At 71.1% G+C, this 21,680-nt stretch carries 16 protein-coding genes; 3 read left to right on the top strand and 13 right to left on the bottom strand.

Annotated features, from left to right (window positions below):
- Window positions 1-4: 4 nt before the first annotated feature.
- The 4 genes from ACZ470_RS05380 to ACZ470_RS05365 form a co-directional block, all read right to left on the bottom strand.
- The gene (locus tag ACZ470_RS05380; protein ID WP_468424598.1) at window positions 5-1,234 is read right to left on the bottom strand and encodes a hypothetical protein; all 1,230 of its coding nucleotides are present in this window, start codon (window positions 1,232-1,234) and stop codon (window positions 5-7) included.
- Between the two features lie 131 nt (window positions 1,235-1,365).
- The gene (locus ACZ470_RS05375) at window positions 1,366-2,424 is read right to left on the bottom strand and encodes a hypothetical protein (RefSeq protein ID WP_468424596.1); all 1,059 of its coding nucleotides are present in this window, start codon (window positions 2,422-2,424) and stop codon (window positions 1,366-1,368) included.
- 55 nt (window positions 2,425-2,479) lie between these two features.
- On the bottom strand, window positions 2,480-2,677 hold the full coding sequence (locus tag ACZ470_RS05370; RefSeq protein WP_468424594.1) for a hypothetical protein: 198 nt from the start codon (window positions 2,675-2,677) through the stop codon (window positions 2,480-2,482).
- The gene (locus tag ACZ470_RS05365; protein WP_468424592.1) at window positions 2,674-2,967 is read right to left on the bottom strand and encodes a hypothetical protein; all 294 of its coding nucleotides are present in this window, start codon (window positions 2,965-2,967) and stop codon (window positions 2,674-2,676) included. Before ACZ470_RS05365 ends, ACZ470_RS05370 begins: the two co-directional genes overlap by 4 nt.
- A gap of 174 nt (window positions 2,968-3,141) precedes the next feature.
- Between ACZ470_RS05365 and ACZ470_RS05360 the strand changes: the two genes are divergently transcribed.
- Window positions 3,142-3,288, top strand: coding sequence for a hypothetical protein (locus tag ACZ470_RS05360; RefSeq protein ID WP_468424590.1), 147 nt, complete (start codon window positions 3,142-3,144; stop codon window positions 3,286-3,288).
- On the opposite strand, the gene ACZ470_RS05355 is transcribed toward ACZ470_RS05360, so the two are convergent.
- From ACZ470_RS05355 to ACZ470_RS05335, 5 genes are all read right to left on the bottom strand, one after another.
- The gene (locus ACZ470_RS05355; protein ID WP_468424588.1) at window positions 3,285-4,349 is read right to left on the bottom strand and encodes a hypothetical protein; all 1,065 of its coding nucleotides are present in this window, start codon (window positions 4,347-4,349) and stop codon (window positions 3,285-3,287) included. The genes ACZ470_RS05360 and ACZ470_RS05355 overlap by 4 nt on opposite strands.
- Window positions 4,350-4,488: 139 nt before the next feature.
- Window positions 4,489-6,114 (bottom strand): chaperonin GroEL, encoded by a 1,626-nt coding sequence (gene groL, locus ACZ470_RS05350; protein ID WP_468424586.1) that lies wholly within the window; start codon window positions 6,112-6,114, stop codon window positions 4,489-4,491.
- A gap of 151 nt (window positions 6,115-6,265) precedes the next feature.
- Window positions 6,266-6,574, bottom strand: a complete 309-nt coding sequence (gene groES, locus ACZ470_RS05345; protein WP_073932713.1) for a co-chaperone GroES — start codon at window positions 6,572-6,574, stop codon at window positions 6,266-6,268.
- Window positions 6,575-6,876: 302 nt separating this feature from the next.
- Complete coding sequence (locus ACZ470_RS05340) at window positions 6,877-7,626, bottom strand: polysaccharide deacetylase family protein (protein ID WP_468424584.1); 750 nt, start codon at window positions 7,624-7,626, stop codon at window positions 6,877-6,879.
- Window positions 7,623-8,543, bottom strand: a complete 921-nt coding sequence (locus ACZ470_RS05335; protein WP_468424582.1) for a polysaccharide deacetylase family protein — start codon at window positions 8,541-8,543, stop codon at window positions 7,623-7,625. The genes ACZ470_RS05340 and ACZ470_RS05335 overlap by 4 nt, the downstream gene beginning before the upstream one ends.
- 90 nt (window positions 8,544-8,633) lie before the next feature.
- On the opposite strand from ACZ470_RS05335, the gene ACZ470_RS05330 reads away from it, so the two are divergent.
- Entirely contained in the window at window positions 8,634-9,818 is a 1,185-nt protein-coding gene (locus ACZ470_RS05330) for a THUMP-like domain-containing protein (RefSeq protein ID WP_468424581.1), read from the top strand.
- A 15-nt stretch (window positions 9,819-9,833) separates the two neighbouring features.
- Here ACZ470_RS05330 and ACZ470_RS05325 read toward each other — a convergent pair whose 3' ends face one another.
- Together ACZ470_RS05325 and ACZ470_RS05320 are read right to left on the bottom strand one after the other, a co-directional pair.
- Window positions 9,834-10,925, bottom strand: a complete 1,092-nt coding sequence (locus ACZ470_RS05325) for an LCP family protein (RefSeq protein WP_468424579.1) — start codon at window positions 10,923-10,925, stop codon at window positions 9,834-9,836.
- A gap of 86 nt (window positions 10,926-11,011) precedes the next feature.
- Entirely contained in the window at window positions 11,012-12,061 is a 1,050-nt protein-coding gene (locus ACZ470_RS05320; protein WP_468424577.1) for a LacI family DNA-binding transcriptional regulator, read from the bottom strand.
- A gap of 138 nt (window positions 12,062-12,199) precedes the next feature.
- On the opposite strand from ACZ470_RS05320, the gene ACZ470_RS05315 reads away from it, so the two are divergent.
- Window positions 12,200-14,509 (top strand): beta-xylosidase/alpha-l-arabinosidase, encoded by a 2,310-nt coding sequence (locus tag ACZ470_RS05315; protein ID WP_468424575.1) that lies wholly within the window; start codon window positions 12,200-12,202, stop codon window positions 14,507-14,509.
- Between the two features lie 17 nt (window positions 14,510-14,526).
- Here the strand turns inward: ACZ470_RS05315 and ACZ470_RS05310 are convergent, their stop codons facing one another.
- Together ACZ470_RS05310 and ACZ470_RS05305 are read right to left on the bottom strand one after the other, a co-directional pair.
- A complete protein-coding gene (locus ACZ470_RS05310; RefSeq protein WP_468424573.1) occupies window positions 14,527-14,736 on the bottom strand; it encodes a hypothetical protein in 210 nt (69 codons plus the stop codon).
- Window positions 14,733-21,647 carry a polymorphic toxin-type HINT domain-containing protein gene (locus tag ACZ470_RS05305; RefSeq protein WP_468424571.1) on the bottom strand — a complete coding sequence of 2,305 codons (6,915 nt, stop codon included), beginning with the start codon at window positions 21,645-21,647 and terminating at the stop codon, window positions 14,733-14,735. Before ACZ470_RS05305 ends, ACZ470_RS05310 begins: the two co-directional genes overlap by 4 nt.
- Window positions 21,648-21,680: the final 33 nt, after the last annotated feature.

Raw genomic sequence — 21,680 nt, 5'->3', positions numbered from 1 at the left:
GAGGTCATCGGCCGCCGGCGATCGCACCACCGCGTTGCAGAGCCTGGAAATCCTCGATCCAGGCGTAGCCGCGTCCGGTGGTTCCGTTGCGCCACGGCTGGACGGTGCGCGGGGCGAAGACGGCGTTGAGCAGCCACGGCGGCTTGGTCGGACCCCAGTTCCGGATCATCGACTCCCCCTGGCGGTAGCCGTACGTGGCGACGGCCAGGCGGCCGGTGGCCCGGAAGTCGCGCACCTGGTCGCGCAAGAAGTGCCGCTGACTCTCGTACCAGGGGCTCATCGAAAGGAAGTCGTCCCACTGCCTCTGGGGGAAGGGCCGTTCGATCGCGGCTTGGATCACTTCCCAGACGAGACTGGTCGAGGCGAACCCGTAGCGGTCGGCGAACTCCGCCGGAATACGGTCGTTCATGTGCGCCTGCCAGTACCAGACGAGTGAGAACTCGGTGGCCAGGAAGGTCTGTTCGGGTCGCATCCGAGGCAGGATGTAGTCGAGGAACGGCTGCACGGCATCCCGTGAGGGGACGTGCGGATGGATGTCCACGCCGTCGATCTCGGGGGTCTGCCGGACGAACGTCATCCAGCGTTCGGTGGCCGCGGTCCGTCGGCCCGGGAGGTCCAGCCGGTTGAGCGCGCCCATGTAGAGGCGGGTGCGGCTGCGCGGCCCGTGGTGCGCGCGCCGGTAGGCGATCACGTGACGTGCGACGGTCTCGTAGAAGACGTTCAGTGTGTCGCCGCGTTCCTCCGGCAGGCTCTCGATGAAGGGCTCGTTGCCTATCTGGAGGATGTCGACCCGGTCCAGGACCTCCGCAAGGACCTTGTCCACCTGGGCGAGCAGGGTTTCCATCGCCGCGCTGCCCGGCGTCGGCATGGCCGAGTCACCGTAGGGGAATTTCAGGGTGAGGAGGGTCCGGTAGCCGCGGGCGCCGACGCCCAGGATCGTCCGCAGCGTGACGTTGTCGGCGAGCTCGCCCTGGTCGGCCTCCGGCATGGGGAAGAAGCACCGGACCCACTCGGTCCCCCCGATCTGGAGTTCGCGGATGTCCAGGTCGGCCACGTACTCGTTGTAGTTCGCCCCGAGGGCACCATGGGCTCCGGCTCGCGTGTACGGGGTGGCCGCCCGGTCCCGGCCGGGTTCGGCCACCGCGGCGAGCGCCGCGCCCGGTGACCCGAGAACCACGGACATGCCGGCCACGCCCGCCGCTCCGACGAAGCGGCGCCGGGATGTTCTGTGCATGTCAGTCATCTTCCCTCTTCCCGTGGTGGCCACGGTGGGCGCGCCCTGCTCGACGCCCGCCTGTCCTCTGGCGAGAGTGTTCTGTCGCGAAGTGGGGGACGTCAAGGGATCGTGCGACGCATTCTGTTGGTTTATGTTCGAGTCCAGCGGTTGAGCGTCTCGCTCTTCTCGTCGTACGTGAGCCAGGTCCCGTCACCGAGGGGGCGTACGTAGCTGTCGTCGGGGCCGGTCGGGTACGTGACCACCCCGCGTATGCGCAAGGTGTGGGCGTCGAGCAGCCAGTGGCGGGCCTCCTCCGGGTCCTCGTCGGACTCGGTCGTCGAGGCGATGACGGTGTCCGCGTCGACGAAGCCACAGGCGTAGTCCCAGCAGGGCTCGTCCTCGTCGTCGGCCGGCTCGGGCTCCTGCTCGGCGATCACGGTGCCGTCCAGGGCGTGCAGTCGCAGGTCCGCTCCGTAGTGCTCGACCGTCAGGAAGCCGGGATGTCCCGCGTGGACGTCCATCAGGATGCGGTCCAGGTCCTCGTTCACGTCCCAGGCCGTGAGCTTCTCGCCGTCCCAGCGCGCCCAGTGCAGCAGGATGCCGTCCTGGCCCATGCCGATGCTCAGTCCCATGTGGACGCCGTCCGGGTGGGAGAGGTGGTGCGAACCGGCCGCCGCGCTGTCCAGCGGCAGCGACGCCAACTCCCGTCCGTCGCGGGCGTCCAGGACGACCCAGCGCTCCTGCCAGTCACCCGGCTCGGGCTCGGCCACGACATGCGCCCATACGAGCCGGCCGTCGTCCGAGACCCGGCAGGAGCCGTGCTCGAGACCACGGCACACCTCCTGCTCGTCCCCCGTGTGCGCGTGCCCGAGCTCGGGGCCCCAGCAGCCGTGCCGGTACTCCCACAGCGTCTCCCCGCCCCGGCCCATGGCCCGTACCGAGCGCTGCCCCGAGAACACCGCGAACGTGCCGTCGGGGCTCACCGAGTGAACGCCGTGGTCCCACCTGGGCCAGGGAAGGGGAAAGACGGCGGCCGGCGCACGCTCCCCCTCGAACAACTCCCGGAGGTCGTAGACCTCCAGCTCATGCCCGTTCCTCAGCAGGGCTCGCCACGAACCGTCCCCACGACTTTCGAACGCGAAGCCGTTGACCAGTGCGCCCCCACCCGGCAGCCTCACCGAGTCGCGCAGTTGTGCGGTGATCGACATGACCCGAAGCTAACGGGTCCCACTGACAGTGAGGCGACGCTGACTCAGTCGTTCTTCACCGGCCGTCGCACGGGTCGTCGTCCGCGGGCATCGGCGCGGTGTCGGCCGCCAGGCAGGAGGAGTACACCCGCGGCGGTGCGGGCTGCGGCTTCGGTTCCGGTTCCGGTTCCGACGTGGTGCCCACGGCAATGATCGCCACGGCACCGACGCAGGTCAGTCCCGCCATCACGGCGAGCCGTGTACCGCGCCTCATCGATCGCCACGGAGGTGGTCGCGGAGCTCGTCGGCGCAGTCGTCCTCGGCTCCGACCTGGACTCGGGACAAGGCCAGCACTCCATCACCCTCCCTTTCCTGTTGGGCCTCGGCCAGTAGCCTCTCGACGTCCGCGACGTACTCGGCGCACTCGGCGCTGACAGGCCTCTCGGGCTGCGGTTCCGGTGCCGAGGAGGCGTTCAGTCCGGCGGTGGCGGCCAGGCCGGCCGCGCACAGCACCACCCACGCGGCAACCCATGTGCGACGGCTCGTCCGTATCGGCTTGGGCATCCAGGCATCCTCCCACTGGTCGCAGTGAGGAGAGCAGTGCCCTTCGGGCATGAGTGAGGGGCGGTGAGGGCACAAGTGCCTTCCCACCGCCCCTCGTTGGCCTCAAGCGCCCGCGGCCATCCGCACGAACGCCGCCCACTGGGCGGACGGGACGTTGAGGATCGCCACGGACGGGTGCCCGGGCGGGACGCCTGGCTGCGGCTGGCGTGGTTCGGCGTCACCAGCCGGATCCGCATCGAGGTCAGTGACGCGCGGGGTGTCGCCCCGAGGCCGGGTGCGCCGGGCGGGACCGTCTGGGCGGTGGTGGCGGTGCCCGCCTAGTCGCCGCCCCCTCCACCGCCTCCCCCGTCGCCACCACCCCCGCCGTCGCCGCCGCTGCCGCCCCCGTCGCCGCCGTCTCCGCCGTCGCTGCCCCAGCCGTCGCCGCCGCCGGGTTCGTTGTCCTCGCTGTTCCTGCCGAGGTTGCTGAACCAGGGGCGGTCCCAGATGTCGTCCTCCGTGTCCCGGCGGGAGTTCGCGGCGCGGAACCTGGCCGTGCCGGTGGTGTCGCCGAGGCCGAAGGCGACCGCGACCGCGTGGGCCATGACGGCGTCCAGGGGGTCGGGGCTCTCGTGGTGGATGTCGGCCAGCGGCAGCAGCACCGTGCCGGGGGCGGGGGCCGAGCCCCGTGGCGGTCGGGTCAGGAGTGCGATCCGGGTGCCGTCGCGCAGCAGCGACGAGCTCACCGCGTTCTCGCGGCGCAGCGTCCACTGCCGGTCGGGCAGGCGGATCTCCACCCTGCTCTTGGACTTGCGGAGCTTCTTGCGGAGTTCGAGCCCCGCGGTGATGTCACCGACGGTCAGGACCAGGCCGCCCGCCCGGTCGGAGGCGTCGGGGACGTAACCGCGTGGTGCCCTGAGGCGTACGGCGGGAGCGTGCGGGCCCCAGACGTCCACGCGTACCGAGCGCCGGTCCACGCAGACGGTCACGGGTCCGGCGGGCCCCGGCGCGAACCGGCGCGCTATCCACAGCGGTACGCCCTCGGCCCGCGCCCGCGCGGCGAGAGCGGTCACCTGGTCCGGGCCTCCGCACCTGCGCACCGCCAGTTCGCCCAGCGCGCGGGCGAACTCGGCGGCCTGACGTGTCTTCAGCGGCGTGGTGGTGCCGGTCGCACGGGTGACCGGGACGACGCCGCGGTCCTGCGGCAGGGACGACAGGGGGCGTTCGCTGCCACCGCCGCCGAGCCAGCTCCCCCGCAGAAAGGCGTCTGCCATGGCGCCGAGGTTCAGCTCGTCCAGCGGGGTGGTCCAGAATCCTCTGCGGAGGCCGCCCTCGGTGAGTTCCACGGTGCGCGCCAGCGGGTTCCGGGACCGTTCCCCGTAGAGCACCTGGTTCATCCCCATCCTCCCCCTCCTGCTCCGACTGCTGTGTGGAAAGACCCCGTCGGCCGTGGCGCGGTTCCGCGAGCGGGTACGGCGAAGGCCCGGCACCCCGTTTCCGGGGGTGCCGGGCCTTCACTCAGGTTCTGGCGACCTTACGTCGTCAGTGGGCGTGGCCGTGGCCACCGGCGGCGGCGGCCGGCTCCTCCTCTTCCTTCTTCTCGACGACCAGGGTCTCGGTCGTGAGGAGCAGGGAGGCGATGGAGGCGGCGTTCTCCAGGGCGGAGCGGGTCACCTTGACCGGGTCGATGACGCCGGCCTTGACCAGGTCGCCGTACTCGCCGGTGGCGGCGTTGTAGCCGCTGCCCTTCTCGAGCTCGGCGACCTTGGAGACGATGACGTAGCCCTCCAGGCCGGCGTTCTCGGCGATCCAGCGCAGCGGCTCGACGGCGGCCTTGCGGACCACGGAGACACCGGTGGCCTCGTCGCCGGTCTTGTCGAGGTTGCCCTCGAGGACCTTGACGGCGTGGACCAGAGCGGAGCCACCACCGGAGACGATGCCCTCCTCGACCGCGGCGCGGGTCGCGGAGATGGCGTCCTCCAGACGGTGCTTCTTCTCCTTCAGCTCCACCTCGGTGGCGGCGCCGACCTTGATCACGCACACGCCGCCGGCCAGCTTCGCGAGGCGCTCCTGGAGCTTCTCGCGGTCCCAGTCGGAGTCGGTGGTCTCGATCTCGGCCTTGATCTGGCCGACGCGACCCTCGACGTCCTCCTTCTTGCCAGCACCGTCGACGAGCGTGGTGTCGTCCTTGGTGACGGTGACGCGACGGGCGGAGCCCAGGACGTCCAGGCCGACCTGGTCGAGCTTGAGGCCGACCTCCTCGGAGACGACCGTGGCGCCGGTGAGGACGGCCATGTCCTGGAGCATCGCCTTGCGGCGGTCACCGAAGCCGGGCGCCTTGACGGCGACCGCGTTGAAGGTGCCGCGGATCTTGTTGACGACCAGGGTCGACAGGGCCTCGCCCTCGACGTCCTCGGCGATGATCAGCAGCGGCTTGGAGGAGTTGGCCTGGATGACCTTCTCCAGCAGCGGCAGCAGGTCGGCGATGGCGCCGATCTTGCCCTGGGTGATGAGGATGTACGGGTCGTCGAGGACGGCCTCCATGCGCTCCTGGTCCGTCACGAAGTACGGCGACAGGTAGCCCTTGTCGAAGGCCATGCCCTCGGTGAAGTCCAGCTCCAGACCGAAGGTGTTGGACTCCTCGACGGTGATGACACCGTCCTTGCCGACCTTGTCCATCGCCTCGGCGATGAGCTCGCCGACCTGCTGGTCCTGGGCGGACAGCGCGGCGACGGCGGCGATGTCGGACTTCTCGTCGATCGGGCGGGCCGAGGCGAGCAGGTCCTCGGAGACCGCGGCGACGGCGGCGTCGATGCCCTTCTTCAGGGCGGCCGGGGAGGCACCGGCGGCGACGTTCTTCAGGCCCTCGCGGACCAGCGCCTGGGCCAGCACGGTGGCGGTGGTGGTGCCGTCACCAGCGATGTCGTTGGTCTTGGTCGCCACCTCCTTCACCAGCTGGGCGCCGAGGTTCTCGTACGGGTCCTCGATCTCGACCTCACGGGCGATCGTGACACCGTCGTTGGTGATGGTGGGGGCGCCGAACTTCTTGTCGATGACGACGTTGCGGCCCTTGGGGCCGATCGTCACCTTGACCGTGTCGGCAAGCTTGTTGACGCCGCGCTCGAGGGCGCGACGGGCGTCCTCGTCGAACTTCAGGATCTTCGCCATGGCAGCGGGAGCCCTCTCGGAAATCTAGGGTGAAATCACTACGCCCCTGGGCCGCCCGGCTCCTTGTCGGATGCTGGGGCCAGGGGCGCAGTGTTCGAGCAAAAGTGCTTGCTTCGAGGTCGGGTTGTCCGGGGTGACCCCCGGATTTCCCTTACTTCTCGACGATCGCGAGGACGTCGCGGGCCGAGAGGACGAGGTACTCCTCGCCGTTGTACTTGACCTCGGTGCCGCCGTACTTGCTGTACAGAACGACGTCGCCGACCTTCACGTCGAGCTCGACGCGCTTGCCGTCCTCGATGCGGCCCGGACCGATGGCCAGGACGACGCCCTCCTGGGGCTTCTCCTTGGCGGTGTCCGGAATGACCAGGCCCGAAGCCGTGGTCTGCTCGGCGTCGAGCGGCTGGACCACGATGCGGTCCTCGAGCGGCTTGATGGCAACCTTGGAGCTGGCGGTCGTCACGATCCGACCTCCCCCTTCGGAGATCTCACGGGGTTAACTGTCTGAGGTGGCGACCAGGTGGATCCGTCGTCGCGGGTGCCGGACCTGCCCGTCGCGTGTGTTGGCACTCTCCAGGGGGGAGTGCCAGACCTGAGACTATGACCGCGATTAGCACTCGGTCAAGCGGAGTGCCAGTTGCCCGCGGCGCGTCGCGGGGTGGGGGCGTTGCGATCACCCTTGGGTGCGGCTTGCCGGTGTCGTGGTGAGCGTCCTCTGGGGGCTGCGCCCCCAGGCCCCCCTTCGGCCCTGAACGGGCCTCGTCCTCAAACGCCGGACGGGCTGGTTTGGCCTACGTGGTCTTCAAGGCGGCCCACGTTCAGCCCCTGCTCCGCCAGCTCCTCCAGCAGCCGTGTCGTCCGTTCCGTCAACGACAGGGGCGGGGCCTCGCCCGACGGTACGGCGATGATGTCGCCGGGGGTCAGGTGGTGGGGGCCGTCGGTGTAGGTGAGGTGGCCGTCGGGTTCCAGGGTCACGCGCCACAGCACCAGCGCCGTGATGCCGCAGTCGGCGGCGGCGCGCAGGGTGGTGGTGTCGTACGTGCCGTAGGGCGGGCGGAAGAGGTGCGGGCGGACGCCGAAGCGGGACCGGAGCTTGCGCTGCTGGCCGCAGATCTCGGCGCGCTGGCCGGCGTAGGGCAGACCGCGCAGGGCGGGATGGTCGAGGGTGTGGTTCTGGAGGCTCGCGCCGACCGAGCGCAGGCGGGCGAAGTGGGCGTAGCCGGGGCCGGCCACCGTGTCGGTGAGGAAGAGGCTGACCGGGAGCCGGCGCTCGCGCACCAGGTCGATGAAGCGGGGGTCGCGTTCGGCGCCGTCGTCGTAGGTGAGGAAGACGACCTTGTCGCGGGTGGGCACGTGGTCGACGACGGGCGGGAGCGCGCCGTCCCCCGGTGCCGGACCGCCCCCGGGCGACTGCCCCGCCCCGTCCCCCGTGCCGCCGGACGGACCGCATCCGGCGACCACGGCCAGCAGGACGGCGCCCGCCGCGAGACAGGTCCGCGGGCCGCGGCGCCTCACAGGTAGTCCTCCAGTCGCGCGACCGCGTACCCCTCCGCCGTGGCCTTGTCGAGGAAGCGGCGGATCATGTCCGGCATCGTGCCCTCCCAGTCCTCGCGGCCCCGGAAGTGGCTGAGGACGATGTCGCCGGGGTGCAGGTCGCGGTCCCACTCGCGGTACTCCCAGTGGTCGGCGAAGACCTCCTCGTTCCAGAGCGGGACATGGGTGATCCCGCAGGCCTTCGCGGCGCGCAGGGTGGCCTTGTCGTAGTTGCCGTAGGGCGGGCGGAAGAGGGTGGGGCGTTCGCCGTAGCGTCTCTCGATGATCTTCTGCATGCCGCAGATCTCGCGCTTCTGGCGGGCGTAGGACAGGGCCGGCATGTAGGGGTGGCGGAGGGTGTGGTTGTGCAGGCCGACGCCCCGGTTCTGCATCTCCTTGAAGTAGCCGTAGTCCTCCTTGACGAGGTAGTCGCTGAGGAAGGCGGTGTACGGGATCTTCAGCTCGCTCATCATCCGCAGGAACGCGGGGTCCTTCTCGGCGCCGTCGTCGATGGTGAGGAAGAGGATCTTCCGCTCGGTGGGGACCGTGGTGAAGACCGGCGGGAGCCCCAGTCGGCGGTGGCCGTCCACCTCGAAGCCGTCGCGGGTGGTGATCCTCGGCTTCTCCGCCGGGGGCGCCGGGGCCGTCAGCGGCACGCGTTTCAGGCCCCAGCGTTTCGCGGCGGCGACCCTCGCGGCGTGCGCCGCGCGCAGCTGGCCGGCGTAGGCGTCGAGCGCGCGGGCCGCGGGCTCCTTGAGGGGCTGCTGGCCGCCGGCCGGCGGAGCCGCGGTGCCGCCCTGGCCGCAGGCCGCGGCGAGGGAGGCGAGGGCGAGTGCGGCGAGGCCGGCCCGTACACCGCCCAGCGTCCGCCTTTTATCGTTTTGTACTACTTCTCGCATGCTGCCGGATCCTCGCAGTCCGCCGCCCGGAACCCGGCCCGACACCGCGGCCGGAGGCGCACGGTCCGTCGACTGGCCCACAATGAGCCGGTGAACGTCGCCCCGCTCCTCACCCCCGAAGGCCGCGCCCTCCTCGACGAGGTGCGCGACACCGACCCGGCGCACGAACTGGCCGTCGCGACCCGGCTGCGCCGCGAGCACCCCGCCGCACTGGTCTCGGCGGCGCTCGGCCAGGCGCGACTGCGGCAGCGCGCGGTGGCGAAGTTCGGGGCGGAGGACGCCCGGCGGATGTTCTTCACGCCGAACGGGGTGGAGCAGTCGACGCGGACGAGTGTGGCGACGCACCGGGCCGAGAGCCTCCGGGCGAAGGGGGTACGGTCCGTCGCCGACCTGTGCTGCGGGATCGGCGGCGACGCGATCGCGTTCGCCCGCGCCGGGATCCGGGTGCTGGCCGTCGACCGGGATCCGCTGACCTGCGAGGTGGCCCGCGCCAACGCCGACGCGCTCGGTCTCACCGATCTGATCGAGGTGCGCGAGGCCGATGTGACGGAGGTGGACACGGCCGGGCACGACGCCGTGTTCGTGGACCCGGCCCGGCGCTCGACCAAGCGCGGCCGGATCTTCGATCCGGAGGCCTACTCCCCTCCCCTGTCGTGGGCGGTGTCCGCCGCGCTCGGGGCGCCGCTCGGCATGCTGAAGATCGCGCCGGGCATCCCGCACGAGGCGATCCCGGCGGAGGCGACGGCCGAATGGGTGTCGGACGGCGGGGACGTGAAGGAGGCCATGCTGTGGTTCGGCCGGGACGTGACGCCGGGGGCACGGCGGGCGACGCTGCTGCCCGCCGAGGCCGGCATCCACGTGACGCCCGACACCGCGCTCCCGGACCCCGAAGTCCGGCCGGTCGGGAGGTACTTGTACGAGCCGGACGGCGCCGTCATCCGCGCCCACCTGGTCGCCGAGGTGGCCGAGGACCTGGACGGCGGACTGATCGACCCGACCATCGCCTACGTCACCTCCGACGCCCCGCACACCACGCCGTACGCCACCGCCTACGAGATCACCGACGTGCTCCCCTTCAACGTCAAGAAGCTGAAGGCGCTGCTGCGCGAGCGCGGCGTCGGCACCCTGACCGTCAAGAAGCGCGGCTCGGCGGTCGAACCGGAGGAGCTGCGGCGCAAGGTCCTGCCCAAGCCCCACGGCTCCGAGTCCGTCACGGTGTTCCTGACCCGCGTGGCCGGCGCCCCGACCATGCTGCTGGGGCACCCGGTGCGCTGAGACACACGGGAACGCTCACCTCAGGGACGCCCACAGCTCCCCCGCCTCCGGCTCGTCGGCGATCACGCGGTTGCGGTCCCAGGGGGCCGGGACGACCGGCATGGTGAGGGTCGTGACGTTTCCGGACGGCAGGTCCCGCAGGCTCTGCGCGAGGCGGCTCAGTTCGGGCAGTGAGTCCAGGCCGGTGTCGGTCGTGAGGCTGCCGGTGACGGTGTCGGCGACCTCGTACAGCCGGGTGGGGCTGGTCAGCAGGTTCTCGTCCGCTATCTGATCGAGCAGCGCCTTCACCAACTGGTGCTGGAGACCGATGCGGTTGAGGTCGCTGCCGTCGCCGACGTCGTAGCGCGTGCGGGCCAGGGCGAGGGCGTCCTTGCCGTCGAGGTGGTGGGTGCCGGCCTCCAGCGTGAGATGGCTCCGGTCGTCGTCGATGTCCTCGTCCGTGGTGACGGTGACTCCGCCGATCGCGTCGACCAGGCGGGCGAAGCCGGCGAAGTCGATCTCGATGTAGTGGTCCATGCGGACGTCCGTGAGGGACTCGACGGTCTTCACCGCGCACACCGGTCCGCCCACCTCGTACGCGCTGTTGAACATCGCGCCGGACACCGGACGGGTCGATTCCCCGTCCTCCAGCGGGCAGGAGGGCCGGTCGACGAGGGTGTCGCGGGGGATGCTGACCACCGTCGCGCCGGTCCGGCCGGCGTCGAGGTGGACGACCATGGCGGTGTCGGAGCGGGCGCCACCGCTGGCGCCGCCGCCGAGCGCCTGGTTCTCCTCGCCGCTGCGCGAGTCCGAGCCGAGCACCAGGATGTTCAGGGACTCGGTCGGCAGCGGGGAGGCCGTGGCGGACGCGGAGGGGGACGGGGTGGTCACGGCCTTGGCGGGGCGGTCGTCGCCCAGTGCGCTGTTGATGTCGACGCCGCGTATGTTGTCGTTGAGCTGCCAGTAGACCCAGCCGGCGGCTCCGGCGCCCAGGACGAGCACGCCCGCCAGCGCCAGTCCGGTGATCTTCAGCGCCTTCGCCCGCCGACAGGTGCGTATGCCCGCACCCTCGGCCTCGCCCCCGCCGTCCCCGTCGCTCTTCTCATGTCCCCTCACGGGCAGGAACATAAGTCCGAATTATTACGAGGGGCGTCCCCCGGACAGTTTTCTTGGGAAATTCTCAGACTTCCGACGGTCCGAAACTTTCGAAGGGCTCACGCCCCCGCCGGTGCCGCGGTGCTGCTGCGCACCACCAGACTCGTCGCGAGTTCCACCCGGGTCGCCGCAGAGTCGTCGTCCTTGCCGAGGTCGAGGACCAGCTTGGCCGCCGCCTCCGCCATCTCCGTCAGCGGCTGCCGTACGGTCGTCAGCGGCGGCCCCACCCAGCGGGCCACCGGCAGATCGTCGAACCCGACCACGCTCAGGTCCTCCGGGATCCGCAGCCCCAGCTCGCGCGCGGCCTCGTACAGCCCGAGCGCCTGGAGGTCGTTGCCGGCGAAGACCGCGGTGGGCCGGTCCTCGCGGCGCAGCAGGGCGAGGCCCTGCCGATAACCGGCCTCGTGGTGGAAGTCGCCGGTCACGATCAGCCCGGGGTCCACCGGGAGTCCGGCGGTCTCCAGGGCGGCCCGGTAGCCGTCGACGCGGGCGCGGCTGCACATCATCTGCGAGGGTCCGCTGATCGCGCCGATCCGGGTGTGGCCGAGTTCCACGAGGTGGCGGGTGGCGGCGAGTCCGCCCTGCCAGTTGGTCGCGCCGATGGAGGGCACGTCGGTGCCGGGGTCACCGGCCGGGTCCATCACCACGAACGGGATGGAACGGCTGGTCAGCAGGGCCCGCCCGGACTCGTCGAGACCGGACAGTACGAGGATCACGCCGTGCGGACGGCGGGCGGCGACCTGGTCGGCCCAGGTGCGCCCCGGGGTGAGCCGCCCGGCGCTCTCGGAGAGCACGACGCTCAGGCCCGCGTCCCGGGCCACGTTCTCCACGCCCCGGATGACCTCCATCGCCCAGGCGCTCTCCAGTTCGTGGAAGACCAGGTCGATCAGGGGCGAGCGGGTGGCCTCGGCGCGGCGGCGCCGGTAGCCGTGGGCGCGCAGCAGCCCCTCGACCCGGCTCCGGGTGGCGGGGGCGACATCGGCACGACCGTTGAGGACCTTCGAAACAGTCGGGGCGGAGACGCCCGCCTCGCGGGCGATCTCGGCGAGGGTCGCGGTCTGGGTGCTGCGCCCTTGCGTCCGGGTTTCAGCGGGCTGCGGGGAAGTCATGGCCGCGATCGTAACCCTGCGGGCCCTCTTGACGAAGACCTGCGGGAGCCATAGGTTCCCGGAACATTCGGTGCACAATCCGAAACATTCGCAGCACGCGTACGTGAGAGAGCCGTTCGTCCACCCGACAGGAGCTCCATGACCACCGCGCCCTGGCGTGACCCCGCCCTGCCCGCAGCCACCCGCGTCGACGACCTGCTCTCCCGGATGACCCTGGAGGAGAAGACCGCCCAGTTGTACGGCGTCTGGGTGGGCGCCGACACCGACGGCGGCGGCGTCGCCCCGCACCAGCACGACATGACCGCCGACCACGACTGGGACGAGCTGATCACCCTCGGCCTCGGCCAGATCACCCGCTCCTACGGCACCGCCCCCGTCGACCCCGACCTGGGCGCGCGGGCACTGGCCCGCGCCCAGCGGCAGATCGCCGCGGCCGGCCGCTTCGGCATCCCGGCGGTCGCGCACGAGGAGTGCCTGGCCGGCTTCACCGCCTGGCAGGCCACCGCCTACCCGGTCCCGCTGGCCTGGGGCGCGAGCTTCGACCCCGGCCTGGTGGAGCGGATGGCCCGCCTCATCGGCCGGGACCTGCGCTCCGCTGGCGTCCACCAGGGTCTCGCGCCCGTCCTGGACGTCGTACGGGACCCGCGCTGGGGCCGGGTGGAGGAGACCATCGGCGAGGACCCGTACCTGGTCGGCACGATCGGCGCCGCCTACGTCCGCGGCCTCGAGTCCGCCGGGGTGGTCGCCACGCTCAAGCACTTCGCCGGGTACGCCTCCTCGGCCGGGGCGCGCAATCTCGCGCCGGTGCGGGCGGGCGTGCGGGAGTTCGCCGACGTCACGCTGCCGCCGTTCGAGATGGCGCTGCGCGAGGGCGGGGCGCGTTCGGTGATGGCCGCGTACACCGAGACCGACGGCGTGCCCGCGTCGGCCGACCCCGGGCTGCTGACCCGTCTGCTGCGCGAGGAGTGGGGGTTCACCGGCACCGTGGTCTCCGACTACTTCGCCGTCGGCTTCCTCCAGACCCTGCACCGGGTGGCCGGCACCCACGCGGAGGCCGCGCACGCGGCGCTGCTGGCCGGCATCGACGTCGAGCTGCCCACCCTCAACTGCTACGGCGGGCCCCTCCTGGACGCGGTCCGCGCCGGTGAGGTGCCGGAGGAACTGGTCGACCGGGCGGCCCGCCGGGTGCTGCTCCAGAAGTGCGAACTGGGCCTGCTGGACGAGGACTGGTCCCCCGAGCCGGCCGCGCCGATCGACCTCGACTCCACCGAGAACCGTGCCGTGGCCCGCCTCCTCGCCGAGGAGTCGGTGGTCCTGCTGGACAACCCCGACGGCCTGCTCCCGCTCTCCCCCGACACCCGCATCGCGGTCGTGGGCCCCCGCGCGGCCGACGCGCTGGCCATGCTGGGCTGCTACTCCTTCCCGTCCCACGTCCTCACCCACCACCCCGGTGTCCCCACGGGCATCGAGATCCCCACCGTCCTGGAGGCGCTGCGCACCGAACTCCCCGACGCCAAGGTGGCGTTCGCGTCGGGCTGCGACACCTCCGACCCCGACACCGCGGGCTTCGAGGAGGCGGTGGCGCGTACGGCGGAGGCGGACGTGTGCGTGGCGGTGCTCGGCGACCGGGCCGGCCTGTTCGGGCGCGGCACGTCCGGCGAGGGCTGCGACGCGACCGACCTGAACCTGCCCGGTGTCCAGGCGGAACTGCTGGACGCACTCGTCGCGACCGGCGTGCCCGTCGTGCTGGTGCTGCTCACCGGCCGCCCGTACGCGCTCGGCCGCTGGCAGGGCCGCCTGGGCGCCGTCGTCCAGGCCTTCTTCCCGGGGGAGGAGGGCGGCCCGGCAGTGGCGGGAGTGCTGTCGGGCCGCGTCAACCCGTCCGGCCGTCTGCCCGTCAGCGTCCCGCACCTGCCCGGCGGCCAGCCGTGGACCTACCTCCAGCCGCCGCTCGGCCTCGCGGGCGAGGTCAGCAACCTCGACCCGACCCCGCTGTACGCCTTCGGCCACGGCCGCTCGTACACGACGTTCGCGTGGACCCCCGAGGACCGGGACGAGACCGCGGAGATCACCACGGACGCTTCCCACGACGTCTCACTCACCGTCCGCAACACCGGCGACCGGCCCGGCGCCGAGGTCGTGCAGCTCTACCTGCACGACCCGGTGGCGTCGGTGACCCGCCCGGACATCCGCCTGATCGGCTACCACCGTCTGGAGCTCGCCCCCGGCGAGGCGTCCCGCCTGACGTTCCGCTTCCACCCGGACCTCTCGGCCTTCACCGACCGCACCGGCCGCCGCATCGTCGAACCGGGCGCACTGGAACTACGCCTCGGCTCCTCCAGCACGGCCATCCACCACACCACCCGCCTCCACCTCACGGGCCCGGTACGGCAACTCGGCCCGGACCGACGACTGCTCTGCGAGACAGAGGCGGCCCCGGCGAGGTGACTCGAAGACAGGAGGCGTCACATCAAATGAACTTCGACGTGGAACCCTTCCCCGAGCACGTCGTTCAGATGCGCGGCATGGGCGCCGAGCCACTGGCGGGCGTCGGTGGCGGGAGCGGTCAACTCGATGAGTACGTAGTCGGGCGAGTCATCGGTCGACCCGCCGCAGACGCAGCATCGCAGCCGCTCCGTGACCGCACCGGTCCAAGGCGATTGCTCGTCGGTCATTCCCACTGCCCACCGTTGATCTTGTTGTTGACGTAATTCTCCGTCGCATCCTTGATAACGGTGGTGGGTGCGCCACTGGGATTACCCATGTCGCGTACGACGATGTCGTATTTCCCATTGCCGTTACTCAAGACCCTGACGAGCTGACCGTCGCTCTGAGTGTACAGAGTGCCGTTCTGCCACACATGGTCCACGTCGACACCGCGCATTGCCGTTCGGTCGGTTCCGTGGACGTCCCGGGTATTGGTTCCGGAATTGGCGGCGGGAACGTTGTCGCGCGGAACGACCGGCTCTCCCCAATTGCAATAACAATCGTCCGCATGGGTGGCATCGCCGCAGGCGTTGTGAGACAGAACCGGCGTGGCACCCGCCAGCACGTAGTACGTGTGGGAATCCGTGACCGTCAGGTTGTGCACGCGCGCCGGCTGTGACCGGCGGTCGATGCCGGTGATCCGGACGGTCTCGCCCGCGGGGGTGCGCAGTTCCTGCCCGGTGGCGAGCCGGCCCGCGTCGACCCATGCGTCGAGGCCGGGCACCCAGAACGGGTGGCCGTCGGTCGCGGTGACGCTCACCTGCTCACCGTCGACCGTGAGGGTGAGCGTCACCAGGTCCTTCGGGCCCTCACCGGTGATTTCGGCGGTGACCGTCTTGACCTCGGTCCTCCCCGTCCTCGGGTCCGTCGCCAGGACTTCGTCGCCGATCTCGACGTCCTCGATGGGCTTCGTCGTGCCGTCCGCCATCAGGACTTCGGTGCCGGGGACGAAGCTGTTGCACGCCTTGACGATCTTCGCGCCCTTGAACACCCGCGCCCATGGCAGATCCGTCGCCGCCCAGCCACAGGCCTTGAGGCTGTCGCCGCTCAGACAGCTCTTCCAGGAGTCGAAGTCGGGGGCCACGAGGGCCACGACGATCTTGTCGAACAGGGTCTGTTCGTGGTGGATGATGCCGAGCGCCTCGGCCGCGCCGCAGAACGCCTTCGTGTTGTCGTCCTGAGTGAAGCACTTGCGCTCCGCCCACGCCTCGAGTTGCTTCTCCTCCTCCTCGTACTGCGGGAACATCGCCGCCAGTTCCCGCGCGGTCGGTACGCGGATGTTCTCGATGAAGACCTCGCCCTTCTTCCGGGTGACGTTCACCGTCACCGAGGGCGAAGTGTTGGACGGCTTGGCCGGCTTGTACGGCTTGCCGGTCCCGTTGGTCAGGTAGTCGACCTTGCCGTCCCGGTCGTAGCAGGCGTACGTCGTGCAGCCCGGCCCGTTGCCCTTCTCCGGGGCCCAGACGGAGTCCGGGTTGTTGACGCTGCACCCGTCGCAGTACAGGCCCGACGGGTCGGAGAAGGTGAGCGGGTTGCTGTTGCTGTACGTGTAGCCGTTGATCTGCTGCGGGTCGGTCAGGTCCATGATCGGGTCGACCGAGAGGAAGCGGCCCGTCGCCGGGTCGTACTCGCGGGCGCCCAGGTGGGTCAGGCCCGTGGAAGCGTCCTGCGTGCCGCCGACGAAGCCCTTGGTGCCGGGCCAGTCGGCCGGTTCCTCACCCCGGGTCCCGCCGAAGGGGAGGGTGCGGCGCTGGGTCAGCTTCTGTGTGGCCGCGTCGATGGCGAGCAGGGCCGTGCCGTGGTGGTCGGCGGTGGTGAAGGAGACCTTGCCGTCGTCGGACTGGACGGCCAGGTGGCCACCGCCCAGGTCGAGGTACCGGGTGCCCTTGGGTGTGGTGCTGCCCTTGCTGACGGTGATCTCGGTGCCGCCGAGGTAGAGGGTGGTCTCCGTGGGCGTCCGGGCGATCAGTCGGTTGCCCTCGGCGTCGTGGACGTACTCCGTGACCTTGGGCGAGCCCCCTTCGACGGGCTCGGTGACCTTGACGAGCCGGCCCTCGGCGTCCCAGTCGAGATCCTGCGTGGTGCCGTCGCCCAGGGTGCGGGTGTCGGTGTTGCCGGTGGCGTCGTAGGTGTAGGAGTCGCCGGACGTCACGCCGGGCCCGGTGCGGGTGACCGTCTTCAGGCCGTGCGGGCGGACCGCGGTCGCGCCCGGGGCCGGGTAGCCGTAGGTGCTGGTGACGTCCTTCGTGGTGTCACCGGTGGTGTCGTGCTGGATCTCGGTGCTGCGGTTGCCGGTCCTGTCGTAGCCGTAGGAGGTCCAGTACGGGGCGGGGCCGCCGAGCACCGAGGCGCTGGGGGTGCCCGCGCAGGCGGTGGTGGACTGGGTCCATGCCTCCGTCAGACGGCGCAGGTGGTCGTAGGTGAAGCACTGGTTGTCCGTGCCGGAGCGGGAGGTGTCGGAGACGGACAGGACGTTGCCGGCCTGGTCGTAGCGGAAGGTGGAGGCCTGGTCGACGCCCGCGACGTCCTGGCGGTCGACGCGGGTGTACGACAGCCGCTGGGTGCCGGGCTCGTAGTCGTTGGTGACCCAGGCCTTCTTGCCGCCCGCGTCGGAGAGTTCGTACTGCATCGGCTTGCCGGTCAGGCTGTACGACGTGGTGGCCCTGAGTCCCGCGAGGCCGTCCACGGCGATGGGCCGCAGCGTGTCGTCCTCGTAGGCGTAGGCCATCGTCGAGGCGGCCAGGGAGCCCGCCTTGGGCAGGCCCACGGCACCGACCAGACCGGACTCCTTGTAGGTGGTGGCCGAGAGATACGTGCCGGACAGGCCGGTGTTGGCGGTGGACGACGGAATCGTCACCGAGGTGCGCAGCGGCCGGTAGAGCCGGTCGTAGGCGACCACCTTGGAGGTGTAGGCCAGTCCGCCGTCGGCGTAGCGGATGGACTCGGCGAGATATCCCTTGGCGTTGGTGATCGTGTCGTAGATCCACTTGGCGCGCAGCGGGCCGGTGGTGGAGCCGGAGCGCAGTTCGGTCTTGCGGCCGAGTCCGTCGTAGACGTTGACGAGGGTGGTGCCGCGGGCGTCGACCGTGGAGGTGAGCCGGCCCCGGTCGTCGTAGTGGTAGCGCGTGGTGCCCTTGTCGGGGTCGTCGGACCGCGTCATCCGGCCGAGCAGGTCGTACGCGAAATGCCACTCGTTGCCCGCCGGGTCGGTCACCTCGGACAGGGCGCCGGCCGGGCTGAAGGCGTACTTGGTGGTGTCGTACGAGGCCTCCGCGGCGCGCTGGTGGTGCTGGCGCAGTTCGGTGGTCTGCCCGCGGGCGTCGGTGAGCGTGGTGGTGGCGGTACCGCCCTCGGGCGGGATCACGGTGGTGCGGTCCCCGCCGTGGAGGGTGCGCGTGGTGCTGAGGACCGTGCCCCCGTCGCCGTTGCCGAAGATCTGCCGGTGCTCGGTCCGCCGGCCGAGGCCGTCGTAGGTGTAGCGGTTCTGGGTCTCCACGCCGAGCGCGTTCTGCGGCGCGACCAGGGTCGTGCCGGGTGCGGAGGTGTCGTAGTAGGGGAGGAACTCCTTGGCCGTCAGGCCGCGTTCGTCGTAGAAGGTGTCGGCGAGCAGCCGGCCGCCGTCGGGGCCCGGGGACTGGGACTGGCGGGGCCGCAGGAAGCCGTCGTAGAGGACGTACGAGGTGATCTGCGCGCCGTTGTTGCCGATGATCCTGGTGCCGACGGCGACCGGGCTGCCCTCGGCGACCCGGTAGGTGTACTCGTAGGTCGGGACGTCGCTCAGGTTCCGGTCGGCGAGCCAGACCTTGGTCCTGCGGCCCAGGGCGTCGTAGGCGAGGTTGGTGACCTTGCCGTTGGTGTCGGTCTGGGTCAGCGGCACTCCGCGCGCCGGGTCGTTCGTCGTGGTCGTGGACTGCGCGGAGGCGCTGTCGCCGGGCGTCACGGGCGGTGTGGTGACCTTGGCGGAGGTGGGGAAGCCGGTCGTCGGGGTGTAGGCGGTGGTGGTGGTGAGGCCGTCGGTGCGTGGGGTCCGGGTCAGGGCGTCGGAGGCGACGGTGACGGCGACGGTACCGGTGAGGTCGGTGGTGGTGAGCTTGCGGCCGTAGGTGTCGTACGTGGCGCCGTTCTCCGTGTAGGTGGCCGTGGTGCCGTCGTGGGACTTGAGGACTGCGGTCGCCGTGGCGTCGCCCTTGGTCGGTGCGGCGCCGTGGGCCCGGCCGTCGTAGGCGGTGCGCACGTCGGAGATGACGTCCTCGGTGCGGTCGGGCGTGGCGGCGCAGTTCACGGCGACCGTCTCGGCCCTCGCGGGCAGGGTGAGGATCGCGCCGGCGGCCGGGTAGGACGTGCGGGTGCACGTGTCGTCGGCGGTGGTGGCGTCGTCGCCGAGGTCGTCGGTCCGGGTGATGCGCCCGGCGACGGTGTCGAAGGAGTTGTTCACCGTGGTCGTGCGCCACTTGGCGCCCGCGCCGTCGTCCAGCGAGGTCCAGGAGCGGACCTGGGCGGTGCCGGTGAGGTTGGCGGTCACCGTGCCCCAGGAGCGGACCTTCTTCGCCGTCTCGTGGTGCCAGGGCCGGTTCACGGTCTTGCCCAGTACCCGGCCGCCGGGGCCGGAGTACTGCACGGTCTTGTAGGCGAATCCGGCGGCCGAGTCGTGGTCGGTGAGGGGATCGCCTTCACCGGTGCCGAGGCCGACGTCGACCGACTTGGTGCCGCCGCTGGGCGCGAGCCGGTCGCCGTCCATGCCGCGCAGGAAGTAGGTGTCGGCCTGCGACTTCATCGCCGCCGCCCCGCCCTGGCCGCCGGTCCTCACACGGACATGGCCGTAGCCGCGCCACTGCGACCAGGTCTTCTCCTTCTCCTTGGTCAGCCCGTCATCGTCGTCGTAGTGCCAGGCCGCGCCGTCCAGGTACTCGTACGAGGTGACCTGGTCCGGGGATTTGCCGGTGCGGTCGGTGAGGGTGACGGTGGAGGTGACGTATTTGTTGAACCAGTGCAGGTCCGGGTCGTCGGTGGTGCTGCCGCCGATGTACTGCGGGAAGCAGCGGGTGGTGTTGGTCTGCGGGGTCGGCAGCGCGCTCGCGTCGCAGGCGGGTGCCGAGTAGCCGACGTCGATCTGGCCGCCCGCCTCGTCGGCGACGGTGGCCAGGCGGTCCTTGATGAAGGGGGCGAAGCCGTCACCGGTCCTGTCGAGCCGGTTGGCCAGCTGAACGTACCCGAAGGTGGTCTTCGGGAGAGTGATCGCCGGAGTACCGGTGTGGCCGGTGCGCTGCACGGAGTCCAGCAGCAGCTGGTAGTCGGTGTCGGCCATGCCCCAGCGGTGGACGAGCTTCCAGGAGTCGACGTTCGCGTAGGTGCCGGACTTCAGTACCTGGGTGGCGACGGAGGTGAGCCGCTTGCGGGTGAAGAACACCGGGGAGAGCCGGCCCTGGTCACAGGTGGCGTTCTCGTCGCAGTTCAGGTCCCACGGCGTGTCGTACCAGTGGAAGGCGTCCGCGGAGATGTCCGCGCAGGTGGTGTCCGCGTCGGGCAGGCACCGCTCGCCGCTGGTGAAGTCGACCTTCGCCAGGGGCTGCGCGGAGTACATGCCGGTGGAGCGCAGGCCGTACTCGATCCGGTCGAGGAAGCCGCCGCGCACGTACCGCGTGTTGGCCTTCTCGTCCAGGTTGCGGCCGTAGGAGTTCCACTCCTTGTCGTAGTAGTACGCGATCGCGTTGCCGTGCGGGTCGACGACGTAGTCGAGGTTCCAGCGCCAGCCCTGCCGGCACCAGGAGTCGGCGAACGCGGAGGCGTGGCAGGGCTCGCCCGTGTCGTCGCCGAAGACCGGGGCGGTCCAGGTGGAGTCGGTGGTCTCCTTGCCGTCCGTCCAGCCGGGCAGCCGGTTGTAGCCGAAGTAGTACTGCACCCCGTCCGGGGTGGTGACCTTCCAGTACTCGTCGTCGCGGGCGCCGTTGGACCGCACGTCGGAGGAGGAGCCGCGCAGCCGCTGGACCTTGGTGCCGTCGTCGTCGCGCAGCCGGAAGGCATCGGTGCCGTCCGGCACCAGCTCGCCGCCCTTGCCGTTGAAGGAGATGAACGCGTTGTCGTACGCCCAGCACAGATCGGCCGGCTTTCCGCCGTCGGCGCGCTCCACGCCGTCGTCGGCGCAGGACTTGTAACGCCGCTCGATGAACCCGGGCCACATGTCGAAGCCGTCACCGACCCAGGAGCTCTGGTTGTTGGTGTTGCCGGAGCGGCCGTCGACGGACCCGGAGGAGTACGACAGGCCGACGCTCGGCAGCAGCCCGCCCGGGACATCGGGCACGTTCATCGCGTACGACCACGAGAAGTCGCCGGTGTTGAGGCTGGTGCTCCACTGCGCCGACGGTGACAGCGGGGTGGACTTGTAGTCGCCGCCCATGCTCGCGTCGTCGGCGACGGCAGCGAGGACGGTGGCGCCGGACGCCTTCAGGGTGACGTTCGGGGCGGTGAGGGTCCCCGACTCGGTGTCGTTGACCGCCTCGACGGGCTCGGCGGCGCGGCAGGCGGCCTTCTCCGGCGTGGTGAGCGCGCAGGGAGGCAGCTCCACCAGCCGCAGCCGGTCCGCGTAGCCGCCGCCGAACGCCTCGGCGAAGGACGAGTAGTCGAGCCGTGCGCGAACCGCGGTCTTCTCGTGCGCGGTGGTGGCCGGTCCGGCGGCCTCCAGGGTGAACAGCGGCCCGTCGGCACCGACCCGTTGGGCGGCCCCGCGCTCCAGCACGCGGGTGCGTACCCGCTCGGGCGCCTGCCTGCCGCCCACCGCGAGGGGCAGCCCCTTCGCCCGGACGACGGACGAGGAGCCCTCGGGCGGGTCGACGGTCGCCGCGCCCGCCTTCGGCCAGGCGGCCCGCGGGGCCTTCGCGGGGGTGCGCGGGCCCTTCGTCAGTGTGCGCGGGGTGGACTCGACCGGCGAGACGGCGACCGGTTTCTCCGACGCGGGCAGGTCGGGCCGACCGGTGCCGCGGTCGGCTGCGACCGAGGCGGGCTGGGCCACGGCCTGGAGCAGTGTGCCGATCATGACCGTGGCCGAGGCCAGGGCGACGCGGCGGCGCAGGGCACGGACTCGCGTCCGCGGACTACCGTTCATCCTCGTCCTTCGTCGTACGGGGCGGTCGGGGCG

Source organism: Streptomyces sp. NPDC031111, assembly GCF_055570675.1.
Note: the sequence above shows the minus strand (reverse complement) of the source record. Positions and strands in the feature narration are given on the sequence as shown.

Bases quoted from the DNA above. Each gene is read 5' to 3' on its own strand.
- ACZ470_RS05335 (WP_468424582.1), bottom strand. From the start codon at position 8,543: ATGCGAGAAGTAGTACAAAACGATAAAAGGCGGACGCTGGGCGGTGTA.
- groL (WP_468424586.1), bottom strand. From the start codon at position 6,114: ATGGCGAAGATCCTGAAGTTCGACGAGGACGCCCGTCGCGCCCTCGAG.
- ACZ470_RS05325 (WP_468424579.1), bottom strand. From the start codon at position 10,925: ATGTTCCTGCCCGTGAGGGGACATGAGAAGAGCGACGGGGACGGCGGG.
- ACZ470_RS05370 (WP_468424594.1), bottom strand. From the start codon at position 2,677: ATGAGGCGCGGTACACGGCTCGCCGTGATGGCGGGACTGACCTGCGTC.
- ACZ470_RS05320 (WP_468424577.1), bottom strand. From the start codon at position 12,061: ATGACTTCCCCGCAGCCCGCTGAAACCCGGACGCAAGGGCGCAGCACC.
- ACZ470_RS05365 (WP_468424592.1), bottom strand. From the start codon at position 2,967: ATGCCCAAGCCGATACGGACGAGCCGTCGCACATGGGTTGCCGCGTGG.
- ACZ470_RS05305 (WP_468424571.1), bottom strand. From the start codon at position 21,647: ATGAACGGTAGTCCGCGGACGCGAGTCCGTGCCCTGCGCCGCCGCGTC.
- ACZ470_RS05310 (WP_468424573.1), bottom strand. From the start codon at position 14,736: ATGACCGACGAGCAATCGCCTTGGACCGGTGCGGTCACGGAGCGGCTG.
- ACZ470_RS05315 (WP_468424575.1), top strand. From the start codon at position 12,200: ATGACCACCGCGCCCTGGCGTGACCCCGCCCTGCCCGCAGCCACCCGC.
- ACZ470_RS05375 (WP_468424596.1), bottom strand. From the start codon at position 2,424: ATGTCGATCACCGCACAACTGCGCGACTCGGTGAGGCTGCCGGGTGGG.
- ACZ470_RS05355 (WP_468424588.1), bottom strand. From the start codon at position 4,349: ATGGGGATGAACCAGGTGCTCTACGGGGAACGGTCCCGGAACCCGCTG.
- ACZ470_RS05380 (WP_468424598.1), bottom strand. From the start codon at position 1,234: ATGCACAGAACATCCCGGCGCCGCTTCGTCGGAGCGGCGGGCGTGGCC.